Annotated in this window: 13 protein-coding genes; 4 read left to right on the forward strand and 9 right to left on the reverse strand. The window is 44.1% G+C overall.

Annotated features, from left to right (window positions below; genetic code table 11):
* Positions 1–5: 5 nt before the first annotated feature.
* From ACVW0P_RS02660 to ACVW0P_RS02670, 3 genes are read right to left on the reverse strand one after another with little or no spacing between them, the layout of a single operon-like run.
* The gene (locus tag ACVW0P_RS02660) at positions 6–3,224 is read right to left on the reverse strand and encodes an error-prone DNA polymerase (protein ID WP_457130694.1); all 3,219 of its coding nucleotides are present in this window, start codon (positions 3,222–3,224) and stop codon (positions 6–8) included.
* 2 nt (positions 3,225–3,226) lie between these two features.
* Positions 3,227–4,723, reverse strand: a complete 1,497-nt coding sequence (locus tag ACVW0P_RS02665; RefSeq protein WP_457130695.1) for a Y-family DNA polymerase — start codon at positions 4,721–4,723, stop codon at positions 3,227–3,229.
* A 3-nt stretch (positions 4,724–4,726) separates the two neighbouring features.
* The gene (locus ACVW0P_RS02670; RefSeq protein WP_457130696.1) at positions 4,727–5,452 is read right to left on the reverse strand and encodes an ImuA family protein; all 726 of its coding nucleotides are present in this window, start codon (positions 5,450–5,452) and stop codon (positions 4,727–4,729) included.
* An 87-nt stretch (positions 5,453–5,539) separates the two neighbouring features.
* On the opposite strand from ACVW0P_RS02670, the gene ACVW0P_RS02675 reads away from it, so the two are divergent.
* On the forward strand, positions 5,540–5,818 hold the full coding sequence (locus tag ACVW0P_RS02675; protein WP_457130697.1) for a hypothetical protein: 279 nt from the start codon (positions 5,540–5,542) through the stop codon (positions 5,816–5,818).
* Positions 5,819–5,985: 167 nt separating this feature from the next.
* The gene (locus tag ACVW0P_RS02680; protein WP_457130698.1) at positions 5,986–6,915 is read left to right on the forward strand and encodes a glycoside hydrolase family 43 protein; all 930 of its coding nucleotides are present in this window, start codon (positions 5,986–5,988) and stop codon (positions 6,913–6,915) included.
* Positions 6,916–7,006: 91 nt separating this feature from the next.
* Here the strand turns inward: ACVW0P_RS02680 and ACVW0P_RS02685 are convergent, their stop codons facing one another.
* From ACVW0P_RS02685 to ACVW0P_RS02700, 4 genes are read right to left on the reverse strand one after another with little or no spacing between them, the layout of a single operon-like run.
* Positions 7,007–8,842 carry a glycoside hydrolase family 2 protein gene (locus ACVW0P_RS02685; protein ID WP_457130699.1) on the reverse strand — a complete coding sequence of 612 codons (1,836 nt, stop codon included), beginning with the start codon at positions 8,840–8,842 and terminating at the stop codon, positions 7,007–7,009.
* Positions 8,843–8,900: 58 nt separating this feature from the next.
* Complete coding sequence (locus ACVW0P_RS02690; RefSeq protein ID WP_457130700.1) at positions 8,901–9,629, reverse strand: DUF3823 domain-containing protein; 729 nt, start codon at positions 9,627–9,629, stop codon at positions 8,901–8,903.
* Between the two features lie 15 nt (positions 9,630–9,644).
* Complete coding sequence (locus tag ACVW0P_RS02695) at positions 9,645–11,549, reverse strand: RagB/SusD family nutrient uptake outer membrane protein (RefSeq protein WP_457130701.1); 1,905 nt, start codon at positions 11,547–11,549, stop codon at positions 9,645–9,647.
* A gap of 22 nt (positions 11,550–11,571) precedes the next feature.
* Positions 11,572–14,712 (reverse strand): SusC/RagA family TonB-linked outer membrane protein, encoded by a 3,141-nt coding sequence (locus tag ACVW0P_RS02700; RefSeq protein ID WP_457130702.1) that lies wholly within the window; start codon positions 14,710–14,712, stop codon positions 11,572–11,574.
* 303 nt (positions 14,713–15,015) lie between these two features.
* Here ACVW0P_RS02700 and ACVW0P_RS02705 point away from each other — a divergent pair, with 303 nt between their 5' ends.
* Entirely contained in the window at positions 15,016–19,002 is a 3,987-nt protein-coding gene (locus tag ACVW0P_RS02705; protein WP_457130703.1) for a hybrid sensor histidine kinase/response regulator transcription factor, read from the forward strand.
* On the opposite strand, the gene ACVW0P_RS02710 is transcribed toward ACVW0P_RS02705, so the two are convergent.
* Positions 19,003–20,322 carry a vanadium-dependent haloperoxidase gene (locus tag ACVW0P_RS02710; RefSeq protein ID WP_457130704.1) on the reverse strand — a complete coding sequence of 440 codons (1,320 nt, stop codon included), beginning with the start codon at positions 20,320–20,322 and terminating at the stop codon, positions 19,003–19,005.
* 310 nt (positions 20,323–20,632) lie between these two features.
* On the opposite strand from ACVW0P_RS02710, the gene ACVW0P_RS02715 reads away from it, so the two are divergent.
* Positions 20,633–24,148, forward strand: coding sequence for a VCBS repeat-containing protein (locus ACVW0P_RS02715; RefSeq protein WP_457130705.1), 3,516 nt, complete (start codon positions 20,633–20,635; stop codon positions 24,146–24,148).
* Positions 24,149–24,171: 23 nt separating this feature from the next.
* Here ACVW0P_RS02715 and ACVW0P_RS02720 read toward each other — a convergent pair whose 3' ends face one another.
* A complete protein-coding gene (locus ACVW0P_RS02720) occupies positions 24,172–25,689 on the reverse strand; it encodes a glycoside hydrolase family 43 protein (RefSeq protein ID WP_457130706.1) in 1,518 nt (505 codons plus the stop codon).
* Positions 25,690–25,735: the final 46 nt, after the last annotated feature.

Genomic DNA, 25,735 nt, shown 5'->3' on the forward strand with positions numbered 1-25,735 from the left:
TGTAACTATCTAAAATTCCTTCCCTTATAAAAAACTTTTTCTTGTTTATGTACTTTCTGTTCGCCTTTGTTACCACCATGATGTGGTTTGGTTGTTTCATCTGCTCTTGCCAAAGTTAAAAGTGGCAGATTATCTTCGTTGCTTTGTGTTAATTTCCGTAGCAGGCTATTCAAGTTAAAGCATTTATTAGCTACCACATGGATCACTTCGCCTTCGATCTGTAATTTGCCCTGCACCATAAATAACCGGGACTGGATTATCTCTTTACGATATCGATCAAATAATCTTTCCCAAACTACAATATTGGCCGCGCCTGTTTCGTCTTCAAGGGTCATAAATAATACGCCTTTGGCCGTACCCGGGCGCTGGCGAACGGTTATTAAACCCGTTACGCTTACAGGGTCGCCGTCTTTCATATTTTTCAAGTCGGCAATTTTTGTGTTGTGCAGCAAAACCAGTTTTTCACGTACCAAAGCAACAGGATGATTTTTGAGCGATAACCCGGTGGAAGAATAATCTTGAACTACATGCTCACCTTCTGTCATTAAGGGCAATTGTATCTGCACTTCTTTTACACTTTCTGATGGGGCACCTTCAAATAGCGCCATTGGCCTATCGCCTAAAGCAGATACTTCCCACAAAGCTTTACGGCGATTTAAACCTAATGAAACAAAGGCATCGGCATCGGCCAGTATCTCTAAAGCCGCTTCAGAAACACCAGCAGTGCGCAATTGATCTATATTACTATATAGTTTTTTGCGCGCCGATATAAGTACTTGCATATCGGCTTCACGCAGGCCTTTTATCTGGCGGAAACCTAACCTTACTACATAAAATTTGCCGTTTTTTTCTTCTAAAATATTATCCCAGAAAGAATAGTTTACATCTACAGGCGCAACCTTAACATGATGGTCAATAGCATCGCGTACTATTTGTGCCGGCTGATAAAACCCCATTGGCTGACTATTGAGCAAGGCCGCGCAAAACACATCGGGATAATAACATTTTAGCCATGATGATATATAAACCAATAAGGCGAATGATGCCGCATGGCTTTCAGGGAAACCATAGCCCTCAAAACCCTGTAACTGCTTAAATATGCGCCTGGCAAAATCTTCTTCATACCCTTTCTTCATCATCCCATCTACCAGTTTTTTTTCATACAGCCCTAACTTGCCGTTGGCTTTAAAACTGGCCATGCTTCGCCTTAATTCGTCAGCTTCGGCGGGGGTAAAGCCACCGGCAACAATAGCAATTTCCATTGCCTGCTCCTGGAATAATGGCACACCCAATGTGCGTCTCAAAACCTCTTCCAATTCTGGTTTGGGATACTCCGGGATTTCTTCACCATTACGCCGGCGCAAGTATGGGTGCACCATATCGCCCTGTATAGGGCCCGGGCGAACAATAGCTACTTCAATCACCAGGTCATAAAAGCACTGAGGCTTGAGCCTGGGCAACATAGACATTTGCGCGCGGCTTTCAATCTGGAACACGCCAATGGTATCTGCATGGCAGATCATCTCATATACCTTGGGGTCATCCTGCGGCACATTAGCTAAAGTTAGTTTTTTACCATAGTGCTGTTGCACCATATCAAATGCCTTGCGGATCATGGTGAGCATCCCTAAACCTAACACATCTACCTTGAGGATCCCTAATGCTTCCAGGTCGTCTTTGTTCCACTCCAGTTGGGTGCGGTTTTCCATCCGGGCATTCATTACCGGGCAAAGGTCTGATAGCTTATTATCAGTAATTACGAAACCACCCGTATGCTGCCCTAACTGCCTGGGAAACCCCATTAATTGTGTAGTTAATTCCAATACTTTATAAATAAGCGGATCATGCGGGTTTAGCCCTTGTTCGCGCAAGCGCTTTTCATCAAAACCCTCTTCGCTAAAATCCCAAATGGTAGCCCCCACACGTTTTATGGTATCTTCTGATAAACCCATTGCTTTGCCCGCATCGCGGATAGCGCCCCGATGACGTTCCTGGGTTACTGTAGCCACAATGGCGGCGTGCTCCCGGCCGTAATCCTCATAAATATACTGGATGATCTCCTCGCGCCGTTCATGCTCAAAATCCACATCAATATCCGGCCACTCTTCGCGGGCATCAGACATAAAACGGGAAAATAACAAACGGGATTTCATAGGGTCGACCGCTGTAATTGCCAGGCAATAACAAACAGTTGAGTTAGCAGCCGAACCACGCCCCTGGTGCAGGATGCCCAATTCTTCGGCCTTTTGGGTATATTTATATACCCGCAAAAAATAGGGCGCCAACTTCCGCTTTTCTATAAAGGCCAGTTCAAATTCGATCTGATCGGAAACTTTCTTTGGCACCTCTCTGCCATAACGCTCATGGGCGCCGGCCCTGGTATATTTGGTTAGGCGTTCTTGTGGTGTTAATCCATCAATTATTTTTTCTTCCGGTTCAATATATTTTAACGTATCTAATGAAAACCGGCAGGCATTTGCAATTGCTAATGCGTTTTCAATAGCTTCAGGATATTGCCGGAACAAGCGATGCAATTCATCAATAGGTTTAATAAACCTTTCGGCATTGGCATGTAGCTTAAAACCGGCTGTATGTATGGTGCATTTCTCGCGGATGCAGGTTAAAATATCCTGCAGCTCGCGCCGGGCAGCTTCATGATAATGCACATCACCTACGGCTACCATAGGTATGCCTGATTTTGATAATCGTGCTAATCTTTTTGCATCATCGCCGCTGTAAGAACGCGCGGCAGCTATGTATAAAGATTCGCCAAGTTCAGCTTTATACTCCTTTATATCTTTCTTAAACCCGTCATCATAATCAAACCTTGCGTTTAATTCGTCAGGTGGGATGATGATGAATTGAATACCTTGCTTATGTGCATAAACATCTGCTTTATACAAATGGCATTCTCCCTTTTCGGCCCGTAAATTACCAACCGTTAATAATGCTGAAAGCCTGCCGTAAGCATCACGGTCAGTTGGGTAAGCCAATAAACTTGGGCCATCTAACAGGTCTACCCGGCAGGCGGGTATAAATTTAAATTCAGGTTTAAGCTTCTTAGCTACTACATGGGCGCGGACAATACCCGCAAGGCTATTGCGGTCAACAATGGCGATGGCATCATAGCCGCAAGCAGCGGCCTGCTCAACCAGTTCTTCCGGGTGCGACCCACCCCGCAGGAAGCTAAAATTTGATGTGGCTTGTAATTCGGCGTATCTCATGGCTATGCAAAAAAACCATGTAAATACCATTGCGGTGTATCATGGTAATGCCCCAGCCTAAACAGCCAGTAACGTTGCCCTTCCGCATCTTCAACGGCGTAATAATCCCGGTGCAGGCCTTTATCCTGCCACCATTCGCGCTCGATACGTTCGGGGCCATCAGCTTTTTCAACTATATGCCGCTTACCTTTATAAGTAAAAACTTTTGGTGGATAATCGGGCAACAGCGCCATTACTTCTACAGGTTCGGGGCGTTGCAACAGGCGCAATGGCCGGGGCCTGTCGGTTCTCCATTTGGTTGTTGGCGTGTCTGATAAAGATGTAGTTTGTTTAACCGAACGCTCGGGCCAGTAATTCTCTGAGGGTAAGCAGCGATATATCGCTTTAGCCCCAACTTTACCGGCTAACTTATCTAACAGCTCTGCCAAAGCTTTATCCTGCAGGCCGGGCTTACCCGCCCATAGTTTTTCCTGTACCAAATCAATATCTTCTACTTTGGGTGCTTCTAACAAAAACAACTCGATACCTAAAGCGGGTTCTATTTTACTGACCTGTAATTCAAAAAGTTTAAACAAGTGCGAAACACTATGCGAGCCGCGATTGGTACTGATACTTGCCTGCACCATTTTACCATCGATACGATAACACTTAAGTGTTGCTTTACGAAGCCCCTTACCTTCTGATTGTAGCCGCGTACACAGGCCTTCCAATAATTTTGAAATTGCTATTTCAATAGCTTTAGCTGTTCTTACCGGCTCAAGGCAAGGCAACCGTTCTGTATAAGGCACCGGTGGTATAAGCGGAATAAATGGTTCGTCCTCAATCCCTAATGCCTGCGCCAGCTTTAACAGAAAGCCGTCACCAAATCGCCTTCGCAGTACGGTACGTGGTATCTGCATAAAACTTTTAATGGTAGCCAAACCCAATTTTTGTAGTTTTTGAAGCACATTGTTCTCTAACCGTAAAGCTATGGGCGGCAAGTTAATTAATGCCTGCGCCTGTGTGCCGCTCTCTATAATAGGTGTAGTTTTTCCGTAATGTGCAACAGCCCAGGCAGCCCCAATAGTATCGGCAATGGCAGCCCTTGCATCATAGCCTGATGACCGCAGCTTGTTAACTATCTCTTTTAAATAACCGGGTTCGCCTCCCCATAAATGTGCACAGCCAGATATATCAAGCATTAAACTATTCGGCACGTTAACAGTTACAATTGGTGTGTACCTAATGCACCACAATCCCAATTGCCTAAGTAGTTTAGCTTCTTTACCCGGCAAGTTATCAAATATCTGTAAATTGGTAGTAATGGCTTTGGCATCAGCAGCGGCCATACCCGAGTAAATACCCTGGGTATCTGCAACCGCATTAGCAGCTGTGATCACCATGCGGTTACGTTCGGTCGCGGCGAAAGCAAAAGGCACATCCTTTAATTCCGGCTTCTGAAGTGTTAGCCAATCTGTCGTCAAATAACGAAACCATATTACCATGTAACGCTTTTGCATGGCTCATCCTACTTTTTGTATTTGATGTGCCAATACCTTTTCTTCAATGGGCGTGAACCCGCTATCTGACCATTCGACAACCCAATTACCCGGCTTACCATTACGCACACGTAACAATTCAACCTGCCAGCGGGGGAAACCTAAGCCCGGCAAACCATCTATAGGTTCACTTGCCAAAGGTTTGATCTGCCAACGTGCAGCGCAAGCTGTCGACCCCATTTTATTTGACCGGTTACGAAGGATAAACCCTGTTACGCCGCTTTTTTCTACGGCCAGTTGCAACCGCCTCGATTGCTTAAAATCAACCTCAGATAATTCGCCTACAACCGCTGTTAATCCTATACATTTCAAGGCTTCTTCCATCACCCATAACACATCTTTCTCTTTACTAAGGTGTATGAAAATTACTCTGTCGGGCTCAACCTCAAATAATTTAAGGGCCGTTGGATATACATTTCCGGATAGGCTGATCCATAAACAAGCCCCTCCATTTTGCAGCAATACCGATAGTAACCCGGTTATAAAACCACTGGAAGCAGTAGCCTGTTCCATATTAGCACAAACCATTTCATGAACGGCCCGCATTGGGAACATCCCATTTGGAAAATGTGCCTCAATAGTATTTAAACCAAATGGCTTTCTTTCGCCAAACGAGGGCGGCTTATAACCTTCCCATTGCAAAATATTTTTTTGCAGATTATTAATCAACTCTCTTTTAGCATCGGCCATTACAAATAATTATCATCACAAATTTATGCTAATATTTTTAGCAATTCATAATAATAATTGCAAATTATTTTTTCACTTTTGTTTGTGATGATAAACAATGCTTATTTAATTAATGATGCACGGGCTTGGGTAAAACGTAAAAACGGCCCTGATGAAGTGGTACGCATTATTTTAGATCTGGAAAGCAGGGATGCGGCACTGTGCTATCTGTTATATACGGCTTACCATAAAGAGCCCGATTACCTTGGCAGGATATTATTTGATATAGAAGGCTACTGGATCTATGATGGGGAAACATTAACTATAAACGAGCAGGAGCAGGTGGCGAAGTTTATTATAAACTACGTTGAAACGGTTTTCATATGATCATAATCCCGGATGAAGTACGTTTATCATGTCTCTGTTAACCCATAAAGCTTTATTCGCGTGGTAAATATTTTAATATAAAACGGTAAATTTCCGGCCACTTAATTTAACAATTCGTGAATAAATTATCTGTTCTCTTTTTCGCTCTATTTATATTAAATGGCGCGATGTCCTTACAGGCAACTACTTACAAACCATCCGGTTTGACCCCTAATGTTGATACTATTCAACTGGCCGACCCAACCATTTTTGCCGATAAGGGTTTCTACTACCTGTACGGTACTGGCAGCAAAGACGGCTTTTTAGTTTACCGCTCTACAGACCTTAAAAATTGGGGAAATCCCGCTGGAAAACGCAGTGGCCATGCTTTATTTAAGGGCGATAGTTACGGCACCAAAGGTTTTTGGGCGCCCCAGGTATTTAAACAAGGCACAAAATATTACATGGCTTACACCGCCGACGAACATATTGCCATTGCGCAAAGCGATAGCCCGCTTGGGCCATTTACTCAAAAAAAAATCGGGTGTATTTCTGGCGTGGGTAAACAAATAGATCCGTTTGTTTTTATGGATACCGATGGCAGCCTGTACCTTTACCATGTACGCCTGCAAAACGGCAATCGTATTTTTGTAGCACGCTTAAAAACCGACTTATCTGATATAGACACCGCCACCGCAAAAGAATGCCTGCATGCCGAACTGCCATGGGAAAATACCGAAAATTCGGGATGGCCGGTTTCTGAAGGGCCAACGGTGTTGAAGCATCAAAACCGATACTACCTGTTTTATTCGGCCAATGACTTTCATAATATCGATTATGCTGTAGGTTATGCAACCGCCACTTCGCCATTCGGCCCGTGGACCAAGACTGCAGACAGCCCCATCATTAGCCGAAAAAATACCGGGATTAACGGAACCGGACACGGCGATTTCTTTATCGGTAGCAAGGAGGCGCTTTATTACGTATTGCATACTCACAAGAGCAGCAGCCAGGTAGCAAGCCGCAAAACGGCAATTATAAAAGCAAAATTCACAAAAGGGAACCCTTCAAAAATGGTGGTAGATGCTAAAAGTTTCCACTATCTGTTATCAAGATAATTCGAGTCGGCGCTTACCTGCGAAAGCAAACATTAAAAAAACGGGATGGCAAATTTGCCATCCCGTTTTTTTAATAATAGAACCGACCTATCTATTTAGCCAGTTCGGGATTGTATAACTTCATGTGCTCTTCATGGAGTTTTTCTACAGGCATTTTAATGAATTTACGATCGTAGGTTATAAACCCGTTTACTTCACCCTCCACATCAGTGGTTTGAGTGTAAACAGCTGCTGATAACCCTTCTTTGATTAGTTGCTGCAACCTGTTGGTGAATGTGATGTACTTTTTCAACACATCTTCTCCATTTTTAAAATTCTGGTAACCCCAGTTTTTATTGGCCTGCCAGTTGTGGCCTTCAACAGGCCAGCCTAAACCACCAAACTCACCTAAAACAACCGCAGTGTTTTTACCGAACAGGTCTGGCCTTGGCATTGCCGGGTTAGGGTAGTTATGCAAATCTACAATATGGCCGGTAGTGTAAAAATTACCTCCGCTTGCACTATTTATCAATCGGGAAGGATCATTTTTCATAGTCCACTCAGATATTTCAACAGTTTTAAATTGACCCCATGCCTCGTTAAACGGCGTCCAAACAACTATACATGGGTAGTTATGAAGCGATTTCATGATGGCGGCCCACTCCTTGCGGTAGTAACCTTCAGATTCGGCCGTGCGGGGTTTATCAGTAGCGCGATCCAACACACCCGGGCGGTTCTCCCAGCCGTTACCCAGGTCGCCGCTTGGCATATCCTGCCAGAGCAACATACCCATTTTATCGCAATAAGTGTAGTACCGGGCAGGCTCCACCTTAATGTGCTTACGGATCATGTTAAAGCCCATTGCTTTCAACTGGTCTATATCGTAGACCATCGCCTCCTCTGTTGGCGCGGTGTATAAACCATCTGGCCACCAACCCTGGTCAAGCGGGCCGTATTGGAAAACAAATTTATTGTTCAGCAACATGCGTTGTACCCCATGCGCATCAGGACCTAACGAGATCTTGCGCATTGCAAAATAGCTTTTCACCTCATCTACCATTTTACCGTTGCGAATTACCGCCACTTTAAGATCGTACAGGAAAGGATCGGTAGTTGACCATAGCTTTTGGTTAGCGATGGTTAATACGGCTGTAGCGCTTGCATCAACGGTTTTCTCATCAACAACTACTTTACCGTCAAACGCAGTTACTTTTAACTTATCGCCTGGTTGGCTGTTAGCCACCTCGGCAGATATAGTGAGTGATTTATCATCAATGTTAGGAGTTTGTTTGGTGGCATCAATATGCGTTTTTGCTACGCCCTCTAACCACACCGTTTGCCAAATGCCGGTAACAGGGGTGTACCAGATACCTTCGGGAGTTTTAACCTGCTTGCCGCGTGGCTGCGGGCCATCGTCGGTAGGGTCCCAAACGGTAACTTTTATTTCTTGCTTGCCGCTTTTTAAATACGGGGTAATATTGAACGAAAAAGGGTCAAAGCCGCCCCCGTGCACACCGGCACTTTTACCGTTCACAAAAACCTCGGCACGCCAATCAACCGCGCCAAAGTGCAGCAATACATCTTTACCCTTAAGGCCCTTGTTTAACGTCACCGTTGTTTTGTAGAACAAAAGGCTATCCTTACCTACAGTTTTGCTTACACCAGATATTGCCGACTCTACGGCGAACGGCACCAATATTTTACCAGCATAAGCTGCAGGTTGTTTTTCTGTTTTCGGGGTGATGGCATAATCCCAAAGGCCGTTTAAGTTTTGCCAGTTGCCGCGCACCATTTGCGGGCGGGGGTACTCCGGTAATGGTGCTTTAGGGTTAACCTTTTCTGCCCAAGGTGTAGTTATCCTGGTTTTAATAAGGTGCCAATTGCTTTGCTGTGCATTTACGGTTAACGCAAAACATGCCAGGGAAAGGCTAATTGCAAGTCTTTTCATGTGTAGAATATTTAAAAAAATAGAAAAAATGGGGCCACGGTCCATGGCCCCTTAATTATTAGAATGTAACTTTTACCAAAGGAGAGAAAATCCGATCTTCCACGCCTTCGATCTTTATTGCTACACGCACAAAAATATAGTTTTGAGTTGGCGATATTGTAGGGATATCATCAACAATAGATATGTTATTTGGATCAACAATAGCGCTGCCGTTAACTATTGCGGGCTCGGGCTTATTAGGATCAATCTCTATATTAATGTTATCGACCCCTGATACAAATTGTGTTTTGTTAATGTAGAGCGTAACGTTTTCGATGTTTTTTGCATTACCATCAGTTATTACTTTTTCTACCTTAAAATTCGCCGTTAGTTTACCACCGGCTGCGTTAAACACTGTATTGCGCACCATGTAGTAAGGTGTAACGTCAATGTCAAGCGTTTGATTTCCGCTTACTTTAACTGCTAAGGTATCGCGTTTACCTGCACTCAGTTCTTTCCATCTGAAAGGGCCCTGGTTAGCCGGAATCGTAAACTTGTAATCGCCTGCAAAAAGCAATGTAGAATATGAACCGTCCTGGCCAAATGCGCCGCTGATAGGGCCGGTTTTACCGAAGCCCGGCTGATAAAGTTCAAACGGAACCCTGTTATATTCTACATTAACAGGTTCGCCGTTGTAAACCAAATGCCCTTTTAAGCTAACCGATGGGGCAGCATAATTATCCTTTTTACAGCCGTAAGCTGTAAAAAGGGATAACAATAATATAATGTAGTGAAATTTTATTTTCATGATCATGTGTATTTACTATTGATTGGGTTGCTTAACAATTAACGGGTTTGCAGATAATATATCATTCCCAATTTGCGAATAATAGTTACCAAAAGAGAAACTATTTGCACCGGTAACTGAGGCCGGTAATACTTCCCTAAACACCCATTTATTATTATTTGGGTTGCCTGGATTATAGTATTTATATGGCCATAACCCGAAAGGCTGGGTGTTGTGTTTTGTGGCTTTACCAATATTGCTAATCAGGTCTGCAACCGTCATTTTGTTACTATCCCAAACAATGTGGGCAATTCTCCAGCGTTTCATATCAAATAGAGTGTGTCCTTCAAACGCAAGCTCAACACGGCGTTCGTGTACAATCCGGTCAAAAGTTATGTCAGCGATTGTTAGCGGGGTGGTTAAGCCTGCACGCGAGCGCACCTGGTTCATATAACTTACTGCAACGCCTTTTTGGCCAAGTTCAAAAGCGGCTTCGGCAGCATTAAGTAGCACTTCTGCATATCTATAACGGATAAATGCCACATCGCTACCCCTGCCCCTACGGCCCGAACCAACGGTTGGATCAAGATACTTGCGGATAAAAAACCCCGTTTGGGTCCTAAATTCGCCTCCGTTTACAATACCGTCTTTACCTACAACTTGTGTTTTGCCTAAACCAGGTACATCTTGCGGTATGGTGGCATCGCTGCTGGTGATAATATTACCGTCACCTAAAAGATACCCTGCATACACCTCGGTACGTTTACCTTTAAACAAACCGTTTGGCAACAATACTGTACCTGCGAGGCGGGCGTCCCTTCCCGCAAATATATCAAGCTGATTGGTGTAGTAAACCGGGTTGCTTGATCCATCTCTTGTTACGAGGGGAGCATAGGTATTATCCAGCTTCTCGAAAGACTCCACCAAGTTTAATGATGGGTTTAAACGGCCCGCATCCAATCCTTCGTCAGATATTGAGAAGGGCTGGTTATTAGTTGTAAAACCATGTGTTTTACCCCCGTTGGCTTTAAAATCTTCTATAAAGATTGATTCCTGATTTACAGAGCTCTTATCAAGAAAAACAGCGGCAAAGTTATCGCTCAAATCAGGCAGTATTTTGTAAAGCTGATAACTGCCAGCTTGTTGGGTGATGATAGCTTGCGCAGCTGTTAAGGCTTTAGTATAATAATCATTCGCCATACTTGCAGGTATGCCTACCTCATTGCCCGGTAACGATACTTGCGGCGTAGTGGCACCATACTTGGCAATTGAGCCGGCATATAAGGCAGCCCTTGCTTCCATTGCTAATGCAGCCGCTTTAGTAGCTCTTGATTTTATGCTTTCTTTAATATTATCCGGTAAATCAGTTTTTATAGCTTCAGCCTCGCTTATCACAAAATCATAAATATCTGACTCTTTAGAACGTGGCTTTTGCAAAGGAGTTACGTTACCCGAGTAATCGTACTCTAAAGGCTCGGTAATTAAAGGCACACCGCCCATTCTTTTTACGATCTCGAAATAATACTGCGCCCTTAAAAACCTTGCCTCGGCAATAAAACGGGCTTTGTCAGCATCGGTAAGTTTGGTAGCTGCAGTGGCACGTTGTATAAACAGGTTAAGGTCGCGAACATAGCCATAGTCCAAAGTCCCCCATTCACCAAAGCCCCAGCCTGTTCTTTGCACAAAGAAGTTGCTGCTGTTTTCTGAGGGGAATGCCTCGCTAAAATCTACAAAAGATGCCCAACCGTTATCAAGGCCCGAGAAATCGACTACTCTGTTGTATAGGTCGCCCAATACGGAGAGCACCAGGGCGGGGTCAGAAAATACCAGTTCGGTAGGTAATACCTGTTTAGGTGGAATATCTAAAAATTCGCTGTCTTTCTTGCATGACTCTCCTACAAGGAGGCCGGCAACTATCATTATTAAAAATTTCTTTTTCATGGAGTTTAAACTTAAGGGTCAATTAAAATGATAAATTAACACCTACGTTAATAACTTTACTCTGAGGCACCTGCAAACCGTTATCATCAGTAGTTTCAGGATCTACAGCGTATTGTTTAAGGTTATCAAACGAGAACAGGTTATAACCGTTCACGTAAAATCTGGCCTTCTTGATCTTAGCTCTTGCTAACAAACCAGCCGGCAAAGTGTAACCAATTTCGATAGTACGTGCACGTAAATATTTAACGCTGTGCAACCAAAAAGTTGAATTTCGTTGTCCATCGCCGTTATATCCGTCGTTGTTCCTATCCGCTGCATAGCTTGCGCCACCAAAACCAGGGTTAACCCTGTTTGCGGGATATTTACCAGGCACCCAGGCGCTGTTTACGTCGTATGGATCGGCACGGTGCCATCTATCAGCAAATATGGTATTGAAGTTACCGTTGTTTTGGAATGCCCAGCGGGTTTCGTAATTCTGGAACCAGGTATAACCTGCACCACCAGAGAAATCGGCATGTACATCAAACCCTTTGTAGGCGGCACCTAAAGAGAAACCAAAGTTGATGTTTGGCTGCGTACCGTAACCAAAGCCTATAGGGCGTTCATCATAGATATCTATCTTACCATCGCCGTTTTGATCTTTATAGATCAGATCTCCAGGCAACAGGCTTCTGTTACCTTGCTGATCTATGTTAACCTTGTAATTATTGATCTCTTCAATTGATTTGAACTGACCAGTAACCTCGTAACCCCAGTCGATATGCGAGTAGCGGTTCTCGGTAGAGTTACGGTATTGGTCCCAAGAGTTAAAAAACAGCGGGTTGTAGCTTTGTACATTTTTTTGCCTGCTGTAAGAGAAGTTACCGCTAATGTTATAGCGCACATCACCTACACTTGAGTTATAGGACAGGGCGATATCCACACCGGCTTGCGAATCGCTGCTTGCATTTTCCTGCGGTAGCGAATAACCAACCTCAGCCGGGATGATCACGTCATTTCTGTTCCCCAGCAAACCTGTACGTTTACGGTAAAAATATTCTGCCGAACCCGATAGTTTACTGTTGAATAAAGTGAAATCTAAACCAACGTTGGTGATCTTGCTTTTCAGCCAAGATACACGTGTGATTGGGATACCTTTATCGCGAGATACAATAATGGAATTACCATCTAATATGGCAGTACCCTGGTTGTAGTTGTAGCCAGTTAAATAGGCGTATGGCGCAACTATAGTGCCGTTAGGATCGTTAGGGTTCCTGGCATCTCCAAGGATACCGTATGAGCCTCTAATTTTCAGGTCGTTGATAAAGCTATTTTCGCCAAGTAGTTTCTTCATGAATCCCTCTTCGGTTATCCGCCAGCCAGCAGATACACCGGGGAAGTAACCTACTCGTTTATCGGGAGCAAAAAGATATGATGCATCGCGCCTACCAGAAAATTGAACGTAGTATTTGTTGTTGTAGTTGTAATCTATCTGGGCAACGTAACCTAACCTCGATTCTTTATCGTCCCTATCCTGGTATTGATCGGCAGTTGGGAAATAAATTAAAGGCAGGTTGTTTGATATTGGCGAAGCGTGGATCCAGTTACGCAGGTGCTGCAACTCTATACGCTCGGCAACCACAGTACCTGCAATGGTATGCTTGCCAAAAGTATTATTGTAGTTTAACTGCAACTGCGTTGTGGTGTTAAACTCCTTTATTTGCTCGCGCTCGCGCCATGGATTGGTACTACCACCAGTTATGTCGTAAGTATCGGTAGCCGGGCGGTAGGTATAAGCATTGTAGGTATACTCCTGATTGTTAAGCAAATAATCCTCAACATAGTAAGAGTATAGTCCTTTTAGCGTTAAACCTTTAACACCCGGAATATCATACTCGGCACCAAAGTTGGCTTGTAACACACGCCTGTCGCTATGGTAAACACCCGATAGCTTTTTATTAAGAAAAGCATAGTTTGTTTCGGTGTGGCCAATATCATTCAGATAATCGGGGTTATCATTAGCATAAGGGCGCTCTAAAGGCGTGTTCCTTAACACTGCAAGTTTCGCCAGGCCGTAATCATCTTGGCCCGGTACACCCGGGTTTTCAACGGTCTCTATACGGCCGTTGATGTTTAAATTTGCCCTTAAACCGTTTGCAAGTTTTACCCCGATATTCGATTGTATGTTTGAGCGTTTGTACTCATACTCTTTACCTAATTGCGAGTTTTGGTAAAGGTTTGTTGCAGATACATAATAGTTAACCCTATCGCTCGCGCCCGAGAAGTTTGCGTTAACAGAGTTAAGCGGCGCGTTATTGTTAGCTTTTAAGATGTAATCGCGCCAGTTAAAGCTTTTGTAACCCGGTTCGGTGCCTGCTTTGTATTTGTCAAGTTCCGCAGTGGTAATAGATGTAGAACCATTATTGTTTACCTGTGCATCAGCAAGGTAACGCATGTAGTCGTAAGCAGTGGTAGCTACGTTAGGGAACCTGTAGAAGTTTTGGTATCCGGTGTAGGCATCAACGTTGATACGTGTTTCGCCCGATCCTTTTTTAGTAGTTACCACCACAACACCATTTGCCGCCTGCACACCGTATATAGCTGCCGAAGCATCCTTTAATACGGTCACGCTTGCAATGTCATTCGATGCCAGGTTATTAAACGCGTTAACATTTTGCTGCACACCATCAATAACATAAAGGGGGCTACCCATGTTACGGATCTGGATGTTAGCTGTAGCGCCCGGGCGGCCTTCGGACTGCCTGAAAGTTACACCCGCAATTTTACCGGCAAGTGCTGTACTTACGGTCGAACCTGCGTGTACCCGCTCAATGTCCTTACTAGTAGTGCTGGCAATGGAACCGGTAATAGATTCTCTGCGTTGCGATGTAAAACCTGTGACAACCACCTCTTGCAAAGCGGAGCGGTTACCTTTAAGCCTGATGTTTAAGTTGGTTTGGCCGTTCAGCGGAACCTCTTGCATGGTAAACCCTATATAGCTAAATACCAACACGGCGTTGGCACCGGGCGCGTTTAGGGTAAATTTACCGTTAGCATCGGTCGCGACACCTATTTGCGTACCGCGAACCCTCACGGCTACACCAATAAGCGCTGTATTTGTGGTGTCTGATACAGTACCGCTCACTTTTACCGTTTGGGCAAAAGCTGCGTCTGCAGAAAGCATACACATAATAACAGCACAAATAACAAATAATAATTTGGGATAGTGCAGGCCGTACAACCAATGTGAACGGACATACCCCTCCTGTCTGGGCAGTAGAGATTTTCTCATAAGATTTATTTACTGTGGTTAAAATTGGTTTTTTTAAAGCACCAGAATGTGCCCTTAAAATTTAAATGTAAAGTAAACAGTTTTAAATCCCGGTGATTATCCAAATCATATCAAAAATTAGTCGAAAAGTATCATTGTTAATTTTAAGGAAAACCCCTGCCCTTAATAAGTATATTTGTTTGAAGCCCAATTATTTTGAAACCGATCTGTCTTTTCTTTTTTTTATTAGTACTGCCTACTTTTTGCAGCGCCCAAACCTATTATTTTAAGCATTACCAGGTTGAGCAGGGCTTATCAAACAATACGGTTTATACCTGTTTACAGGATAAAAAGGGCTTTTTATGGCTCGGTACAAAAGACGGCCTCAACCGCTTTGACGGCTATACTTTTAAGGTTTTCAGGCACAACCCGCACGACAAACGCACCTTGGCAAATAACATGGTGCATGCCCTAAGCCTTGATAAAGATGGCAGCATGTGGGTAGGCACAGATCAGGGCGTGGAGCACTACAACCCAAATACCGAAACCTTTACAAATTTAAATGTTGCGGGCCAGGAGGGTGTGCGCTGCATTATGCAAGACAGTTATAACAACTGCTGGTTTATAGCCGGGCCTGCCCTGATGAAGTATGATAAGAAAACAAAAAAAATAACCAATTATAAAGCTTATCAAAATTTCGAGGCTACATCTATCGCCTTTAATAATGGCAACCTTTGGGTGTCTACTACAAAAGGCACCATTGAGAAGTTAAACCCGGCAAGCCGAACTTTTACCAGTTATAGTTTGTTTGATAAGTCGCCACGGGTGGCATCAAATTATATCGAAAAGATTTTTTACGCCGGCAAGGATAAGATCTTCATTGGCACCACCAACCAGGGGTTTAAAGAGTTTGATTGCGTTGCCGGTACCTATATCGACAGGTTAACCTACAATGCCGATAAAACCGAAGTTTACGTTCGGGATTTTAACAAGTACAGTGATGATGAGTATTGGATAGCTACCGAGTCGGGCTTGTTTATCTATAATACTACCAAGGGCACTTTTACAAATATCAAAAAGCGTTATAACGACCCCTACTCGCTATCGGACAATGCCTTATATGTACTGTATAAAGATATTGAGGGTGGCGTATGGGCCGGCACTTACTTTGGCGGCATCAATTATTACCCCAAACAGCATTCATTATTCCGTAAATATTACCCCGGCGAAAAAAACACGCTACAGGGTAACGTAGTACGCGAGATTAGTAAAGACCAATACGGCAACTTTTGGCTGGGCACCGAGGATAACGGCCTCAACAAACTTTCGGCAGATAAAAACACCTGGACACATTATTACCCCGGCGCATCAAATGGCATATCCAACTCAAACATACACGGGCTATTGGCCAATGGCAACTATTTATACATAGGCACATTTGAGCGCGGCCTTAATATCTTCAACATTAAAACAGGTAAGGTTGAAAAAGTGTTTATAGCCGGTGCCGGCAATAATGCTTTGAAAAGCAATTTCATTGTTACGTTTTTAAAAACCAGGGCGGGCGTTATACTGGTTGCAACAACCCGCGGCCTGTATCGCTACAACCTTGATAAAAAAGATTTTACGCTGATAGATAAGATACCGCCGGTTGATTTTGTCTACTCTATGATAGAAGATCATAACGGTAAAATTTGGCTGGGCACGGTTAGGGATGGTATTTACGTGTACGACATTAATAAAAACACAGGAACCAAACTCGCTTATGATTACCCGGCTAAAGGCGCTTTGAATACCTCTGCTGTAAACGGCGTGTTCGAGGATAGCAACAATAACATCTGGTTCGCTACCGAAGGCCTTGGCCTTTGGTTTTACGATACAGACCACCGCACCTTTAAATACTACGATAACGAAAATGGCCTGCCCAGCAACTACACCTTTAAAATATTGGAGGATAACAATAAGAATATCTGGGTGAGCACATCACGCGGTTTGATCTCGCTAAACCTTGGCACCAACGATATTAATATCTACACCAAAGCAAACGGGCTTTTAAGCGATCAGTTCAATTATAACTCTGCGTTTAAAGATACTGACGGTACCATGTACTTCGGTTGTGTGCGGGGCATGGTAAGTTTTAACCCTGCGCTGTTCACCAAAAACGCTTTTGTGGCGCCGGTATACATTACGGGTTTCCAGGTGCATAATAAAGAGATCACGGTAAATGGGCAGGATTCATTACTAAAGCACTCTATTATTTGCACCAAAAAAATAAAACTCAACTACAACCAATCTTCCTTTAGTATCGATTTTGCATCCCTGAGTTTCCCGTCGCCAGAGATGACGCAATATAAATACATAATGAAAGGCCTGGACCATACCTGGACAACCATTAAAGCTAATCGTAAGGTTTATTTCACACAATTATCTACCGGCCATTACACTTTTACGGTTAAAGCGGCTAATAACGACGGTAACTGGACAAATAAAGAAACCACCATTGAGATAGATATAGCCCCGCCATTTTGGAAAAGCGCGTGGGCATATATGATCTATTCCTTATTCATCCTCGCTACAATATATTACCTTTTAAGGAGTTACCACAGAAACATTAGGCAGAAGAACCAGCGCCTGATACAACAACTGGAAAGTGATAAAGAAAAAGAGCTTTACAATGCCAAAATAGAGTTTTTTACAAATGTTGCCCATGAGATCCGTACGCCATTAACGCTCATCAAGGCCCCAATGGAAAAGGTGATGAAGCGCGCTGCCGAGGTGCCTGAGATACATGGCAACTTACAAATTATGGAACGCAATACCGATAGGTTACTCGATCTTACCAATCAACTGCTAGATTTCAGAAAAACCGAGACCAACGGCTTTAGCCTTAACTTTGTAAAAACAAACATCAGCGAATTACTTAAGGATGCCTTCCTGCAATTTAAAACCATAGCCGAGCAAAAAAACTTTAGCTATACGTTTAATCACCCGGATAAAGTACTGTATGCCTTTGTAGATATCGAGGCCTTTACCAAGATTATCAGTAACCTTATTAATAATGCCATCAAATATGCCTCATCAGAAGTAAATATAACCCTGTTTGACCCCGCCGAGGGCGACACATCATTTACCATTGTGGTAAAAAACGATGGCTACCTCGTCCCTATGGAACTGCGCGAACGCATCTTTGAGCCGTTCTTCAGGATGAAGGAATCTGAAAAGCAAACGGGCACCGGCATTGGGCTATCACTTTCGCGCTCGTTGAGCGAACTGCATAAAGGTTTTCTTTTTTTAAGTGACCCGTTAGATAATTTTAATATCTTCACTCTTACGTTACCAATTCACCAGGACAAAGAGTTCGATCTTCATAATACATCTGACGATTATGAATACGCCGGCGTTATAAACCGAAAAGAAAATTTTGATAGCATGAAACCAATTATACTTTTGGTAGATGATAATCCGGAGATACTGGATTTTGTAGAAAATGAACTGACGGAAAAGTACGCCGTAATTAAGGCTATGAATGGCCAGGAAGCGCTGGACCGTGTGGAGGAAGAGAATATCCAACTTGTTATTTGTGATGTAATGATGCCGGTTATTGACGGCTTTGAGTTTTGTAAACGCATTAAAACCAATTTTGAGCACAGCCATATTCCTGTTATCTTATTAACTGCCCGCAATACCCTCCAAAGCAAAATTGAAGGTTTAGAAGTGGGTGCCGATGCTTACATCGAAAAACCATTTTCTCCGGAACACTTACAAGTGCAAATTGCCAATCTTCTTATTAACCGCAATAAAATAAAAGATTATTTCGCGAGTTCGCCGTTGGCGAATATCAAAACAATGGCTTATTCAAAACCCGATGAAAGCTTTTTGGATAAACTAAATACCGTTATATACAAAAACATGCAGGATGCGGGTCTTGATGTTGAGCACATTGCCAATCTCATGAATATGAGCAAGCCAACCCTCTACCGCAAGGTAAAAGCCATATCAAATCTTACCATTAACGAGTTGATCAATATTACCCGTTTAAAGGCTGCAGCAAAGTTATTAGAGAACGGCGATTATAAGATTTACGAAGTTGCAAACATGGTTGGCTATAGCTCGCAATCGCACCTGGGCCGCAACTTCCTTAAACAGTTTGGCACCACCCCTACAGAGTATCAGCAAAGCAAACGTGCAAAAGCTAAGTCGGTTTAGTTATTTGTGTGTTTTTAATTTGGCAAGGCCAAACCGTCCAATCTGTTGCCCTTCGGTAATGCCGTTATTAATAGATGGCATATAATGTATACCCCCGTAAAAACGACTAATGGATGCTTCCTCTGCAGCAGCTTTAAAAGATTTAAAACTACGCGCAGGCAGGTCAAAAGCCGTCTCAGTAGAATCTGTAAAGGCAAAATCATCCCCAAACAGCTTACTTAGCACCACTGCCGACGCATTTGAAACCACGCTATGCCCGCTGGTATATTCAGGAAAGGGCGGCGTTTGCAGCAGCGGCATCCAGCTTTGATCTATATGCGCGTTGATGTAGGTTTCGGGCCTTATCACCTTACTTTTATATTTCTCATCCCAGCAATTGATGAAACTATCGGCAATTACCACAGCAAGGCAGGCGTAGGTTTCGGCGGTGCGTATGTAGTCGGCTTTAGCTTTACGGCAGGCGTAGCCCGCAATAACCATCCAGTGCCCACCCGGCGAGATCTTTTTGATGGCAAACATGGTATGGCCGTTGTTGTTCACTTTAAATGGATTGTCATCCCAGTACGTAGCTATAGCGCTTTGTTCTTCAGATAAATGAAGACCCGTATCCTTAACATCCTGCGCCAGTTTATAAAAATAGCTATCCGGCTTCGACGAAAAATCTACCGCCTTGGCAGGTTTAAACTGCTGCGCCGAATCTAACAGGAACGGCCTGATATCATTCCAATGTGGCTCCACTCCTTTCAGGTAGGCAGGAGGGGTTGGCTGCCAGGTGGCGTCGTCGGTTTGCACGTCGTATTTAGCTAAGGAACGGGTTTGTTTGTAGTTATCTTTCCCCGCCCATTTCAAAATGCCGTCGGCTATGAGCTTGCCGTATTCTATAGAGTTTTGATAAACCTCATCGGGCATGCCGGTATCTTTAAATTCTTGCATCATGCCGTCGTGGAAGCTTTCTATCCGCCCTTCGGACATTACGAGTATTTTTCCTACCAAGAGTACCGCATGTGACGCCGCGAGCGAGTAGCAGAATTGCTTGCCTGGCGTTGGTTGTGGTAGCGGACCAAGGCCGTTAAGTTGGCCGGATAAAGTAAGATACTTTTTATCGCCCTGCCGCGCGGCCTCATAGCCCGCTACAGAAATATACGCGTAAATACGGCTGGCAACAGGCGGAGAGTAAATATCACGAAGCATTACATCGGTAACCTGTTTAACCGAGCGATGGATAAAATTCGGGTTCTCCGCCAGCTTCTTCCAATCGTTCTTCGGCCCGCAAGATGCCAGTACCAATATCGCCCAAAAAGCAATGTAAACTTTCTTCATAAATAAATATTAAGCGGCTTATGGCAATGTTTTGCCCCAACAAATCTATATGTAAATATAAGTTCTGGAAATACCATTATTACCCACGATACATTTAAACTAAATTTTGAGATTATTTGACGAATTGGCTATTTTTAAATGCATTTTCTTTACTGGCAATAAACCGAATATTTACTGAAGGCGTGTTGCTCTGACCAAAGCTTAAAACACACGTCGATTTTTATCTACACATATTTATTTATTACTCTTTTTCACTAATTATAAAATGTATAACCGCATACAAATACGGCGTGCCGCTTTCTTTACCGGCATGCTATTTCTATTAACCGCCTGCTCAAAAAAAGGGAACGACAACACTCTGTTTAAACTTTTAGACCCATCAGAAACCAACATCAACTTTAAAAATGCCATTACCGAAAGCGATAGTATAAACATACTTAACCACCCTTATTTATACAACGGCGCGGGTGTAGGCATCGGCGATTTTAACCACGATGGCTTGCCCGATGTTTACTTTGCAGGGAACATGGTGCCGGGTAAATTATTCCTCAACAAAGGCGACCTTAAATTTGAAGATATAACTGCTAACGCGGGTGTAAATGGCGGCGGCAGATGGTGTGCAGGTGTATCGGTGATTGATATTAATAATGATGGCTGGTTGGATATTTACATATCTACATCCTTTAAAAAAGACCCTTCGCAACGTAAAAACCTGCTTTATATCAATCAGGGCGCTAACAAAGCAGGCGTACCAACCTTTAAGGAATCTGCTGAGGTTTATGGGCTGCAGGATACAGGCTTTACCACCCAGGCCATATTTTTTGATTATGACCACGACGGATCTCTGGATGTGTACCTTCTTAACAACGTGCTCGGTAAAAGTACACCGGTTGCTTACCGTCCCAAAATAACAAACGGCAACGCCGAAAACAACGACCGCCTGTACCACAACAATGGCAACAACACCTTTACCGATGTTACCAAACAGGCAGGTATAGTGTTTGAAGGCTTTGGCAACTCGGTAGCGGTTAATGATATCAACAACGATGGATGGCCGGATATTTACGTAGGCAACGATTTTATCTCTAACGATGTACTTTACATCAACAACAAAAACGGCACGTTCACCAACCGCTCGTCCGAGTATTTTAAGCACACGGGCTGGTCAGTCATGGGGTCAGATCTGGTGGACCTGAACAACGATGGCCTGTCAGACCTGGTGTCGCTGGAGATGCTTCCCGAAAAAAACCTGCGCAAAAAAACAATGCTAATGGGTGATAATTACATCACCTACATCAACAATAATAAATTTAAGTATGATCATCAGTACATCCGCAATGTGCTGCAATTAAACCAGGGGCAAATCGGCAATGGCCACCCGCTATTTAGTGAGGTAGCCTACATGGCTGGCATTTACCAAACCGATTGGAGTTGGACACCCCTCGTGGCCGATTATGATAACGACGGTTTTAGGGATATGGTGATCACCAACGGCTACCCGCGCGATGTAACCGATCTTGACCACGCCCTTTATACCAACGGGCAAGGGCGCACTGTAAAAGAGAACACCACGCTTGCAGCTGCGGATTCTTTCCCGGTAGTAAAAACGGCCAGCTATGCATTCAGGAACAGGGGCGGCTACCAGTTTAGCGACCAATCTAAAGACTGGGGTATTATTAAACCCACCTTCTCTACCGGCGGGGTTTATGTCGACCTGGATAACGACGGAGACATGGACCTGGTGATCAACAATATTGATGACGATGCCTTTGTTTACGAAAACACGTTGAACACCAAAACCCGGGTTAACCCAACCCAACATTACCTTAAAATAAAGCTGGTGGGCGATGCCAAAAATACCGGCGGTATTGGCGCAACCATCCGCATTTATTACGGCGGCAAACAACAGTTTTACGACCAGCAGCCTTGCCGCGGTTATATGAGCACCGTTGATGCCATGGCGCATTTCGGTTTAGGCACAGCATCAAACGTTGATTCGCTGCGAATTCGCTGGGCAGATGGCAAAACACAATTGCTGAGTAATGTTAAGGCTAACCAGGCCATTACATTATATTATAAGAGCAGCGCGGGCAATGTGCAGCCCGGCATCCCTAAAAATATAACGCCGGTGTTTACGGCGGTTGGCAATCAAACAGGGATCAAATATTTGCATAAAGAGAAAGACGCCATAGACTACAACATTCAACCTACACTGCCCCACAAACTAAGCCAATATGGGCCATGTATTGCAGTTGGCGATGTTGATAATAATGGCTTTGATGATTTTTATGTTGGCGGACCTGCAGGCAATAAAGGCGTATTTTATATGCAGAATAAAAGCGGGGGCTTTACCATGGATAACACCCGATTTGTGCACGAGGATTTTAAGGACGAGGAGGACATGGGCGCCATTTTATTTGACGCCAACGGCGACGGCTGGCCCGACCTATATGTAGTTAGCGGCAGCTATGAGTTCGCCAAAAACAGCACCGCCACGCAGGACAGGCTTTACATCAACAATAAAAAAGGATTTTTTGAGCGGGATTACGCGGCTGTGCCTGTTGAATACGACAATGGATCATGCGTGCGCGCGGCGGATTATGATGGCGACGGTGACCTTGATCTTTTTGTGGGCGGGCGCTCAATTTCGGGCATGTACCCGTCATCGCCTGTAAGCCACATTCTCCGTAACGATGGTGGCAAGTTTACCGATGTTACCGCAAGCCTATGCCCCGGTCTGGTACACGGCGGCATGATAACCGATGCCCTTTGGAGCGATTTTGACAACGACGGAAAACCCGATCTTGTTGTAGTGGGCGAATGGATGCCTGTTACCTTTTATAAAAACAACGGCAGCAGCTTTACCAGCATAAACAAAACTACAGGGATTGATAGCCACGTTGGCTGGTGGAACAGCATCATCGCCGGCGATTTTAACAACGATGGCAAAATAGATTACGTTGCAGGCAACCTTGGCCAAAACTCAAACTACAAAGCATCCGCCACGCAACCGATGACCATTTTGGGCAAGGATATGGATGGTAACGGATCGTTCGACGCTATGATATTTTGCTACATGAAAGCGGAGGATGGATCTCAAAAAGCCTTCCCGATGCATACCCGTGATGACCTGATAAGCCAGGTGATAGGCATCCGCAAAAAGTATCCGTCTTACAATGGGTTTGGCTTGGCCACCATGCAGGATATTTGGAGCGATAAAGACAGGAAAGGTGCAGTGCAGTTAACAGCTACGGATATGAACACCAGCTACATTCAAAATAACGGCGGCGGTAAGTTCAGTATTGCGGCTATGCCGCTATCGGCACAAATGGCGCCAGTTCATGGCATGGTTACCGAGGATATTGACCACGACGGCAACCTGGACCTGCTGCTGGCTGGCAACGATTTTGGTATGGAGCCATTCACCGGCAGGCATGATGCCTTCATGGGTTTATACTTAAAAGGGAATGGCAAAGGAGGTTTTAAAGAGATGAGCATGCAGCAAAGCGGCATTTGCATCGGCGGCGATGCCAAAGCTTTTGCCCTGCTAAAAGCAGGTAACAAACAGCTTTTTGTAGCCAGTCAAAACCAGGACAGTCTGAAAGTTTATGCAACAACCGATACCAAACCGCTTAAATGGATAAGCCTGAAGCCGAATGATTTTTATGCGGAGCTCACTTATAAAAACGCGACAAAAAAACGGGTTGAGTTTTATTATGGTTCGGGTTACCTGTCGCAATCTTCGCGGTCATTCCAGGTAGCCCCCAACGTTGCTAAAATAGTTATCGCCAACTATAAAGGGATTAAAAGAGAAATAACAATGTAATAAATAGGTAATAGCTTCTGTTATTACCCACTTATATCTTTAATGCTGAAACCTGCAAACCGGGCTCCCTCGGTCGCGCTGCCCTTAAAGTGTAGCCCGGCCCTTGGGCTGCGGTCCCACTGTGGTAATTGGTCGGCTTTTATCGGAGTGTCTGTTTTTAACATTTGCCAATCGGCCTTGCCTGTTCTGTAGAAGAATTGGCAGGTTTTATCGGGCATTAACTCCAGTTTTAGTTGCAAAGGTAGCTTTGTTTTTAAGGTAGCACTTGCTAAAACGGCAAACTCATCATCCTTAACCTGCCACACCACAACCTGATTATTTTGTGTGCCGATGCCCAGGGCCGTATTAGCATCACCATAAAAACTTAAACCTTTAACCGCCGCGTTATAGTTAAGCACGGTAACACTCATTACAAAATGCCCCGAAACAGGTTTTGTAGTCAACACAATGCCCGTATTATTAGAACCTTTTATACTCCCGGATAACGACAGCACACCTTTTTGTTGCTTAACCCACGGAGTGGAATGGCGGAAATCCCATTGCCAATAAGGCGCAATTTTGGTGGAGGTAAAGTTATCTGCAATACCCCGCGCCGGTACCCCTATAACCTCTTGTGTTTTAAAAGCAGGCCATCCATTATTTGCAGGCCACACCAATTCTGATATCAGGCCTTGCCTGCCTGTAAAAGTTGTGCTTTCGCGATTGTAGGCATGGTGCAAATACATTTCGGCACCATTGGGCCCCTTTATAAATGTACCATGCCCCATGCATTTCCATTTTTCATTTTCAGATAAGATGGGATTGGCAGAATATACCTCATACGGCCCTGCAAAACGCGTTGCCCGGGCAACGCGCACATTGTAGCCACACTGCTCGCCACAGCAATTACCTGCCGAATAAAAAATGTAATAATAGCCATCCCTTTTCAGGATGCTTTGTCCCTCCATACCAATACGTGGTTCATCTTTGAGCAAGGAAAAAGTTTCGCCTTCCAGTTTAAGGCCATCGGCAGAAAGTTTGCTGCCCAATATTTCTATAGGCCGGTTATCAAGTCCGTAAGCTTTAAAGGTGATGTATAGTTGCCCGTTATCATTAAAAACAAATGCATCTATAGCTTCTTTACCAAACGTAATAAGCAAACGATGATCTGTAAATCCCTTATCGGGATATTTTGAAGTGGCTACGCCGATGTAAGAAGTATTATCGCTTTTGCGGCGTGCGGTATAATAAATGTAGTAAGTATCATTTATCTTATAATACTCGGGTGCCCAAAAAGAGCCTGACGCCCATGCGGGGGTTTTATCAAAAACATACCCCGCCTGCTTCCAATTCTTCAGATCGGTTGACTTGTATATCGGGAAATGCGGTGCCCATTCTGACGAAGTACCCACTGCGAAATAGGTTTTACCAACACGAATGATGGACGGATCGGCAAAATCACCGGGGATAGCCGCACCATCATTTCGTTGAGCCAGCAATTTAACGGGTGTTAATATGCTTGTTAGAAGGGTAAGGAAAGCAGCAATTGCTAATTTTTGCATATCAGTATCTTATTTTCTGAGGCTTTAATAGTTCATTGTTGTCAGC

It is taken from the genome of Mucilaginibacter sp. UYNi724, assembly GCF_054057495.1.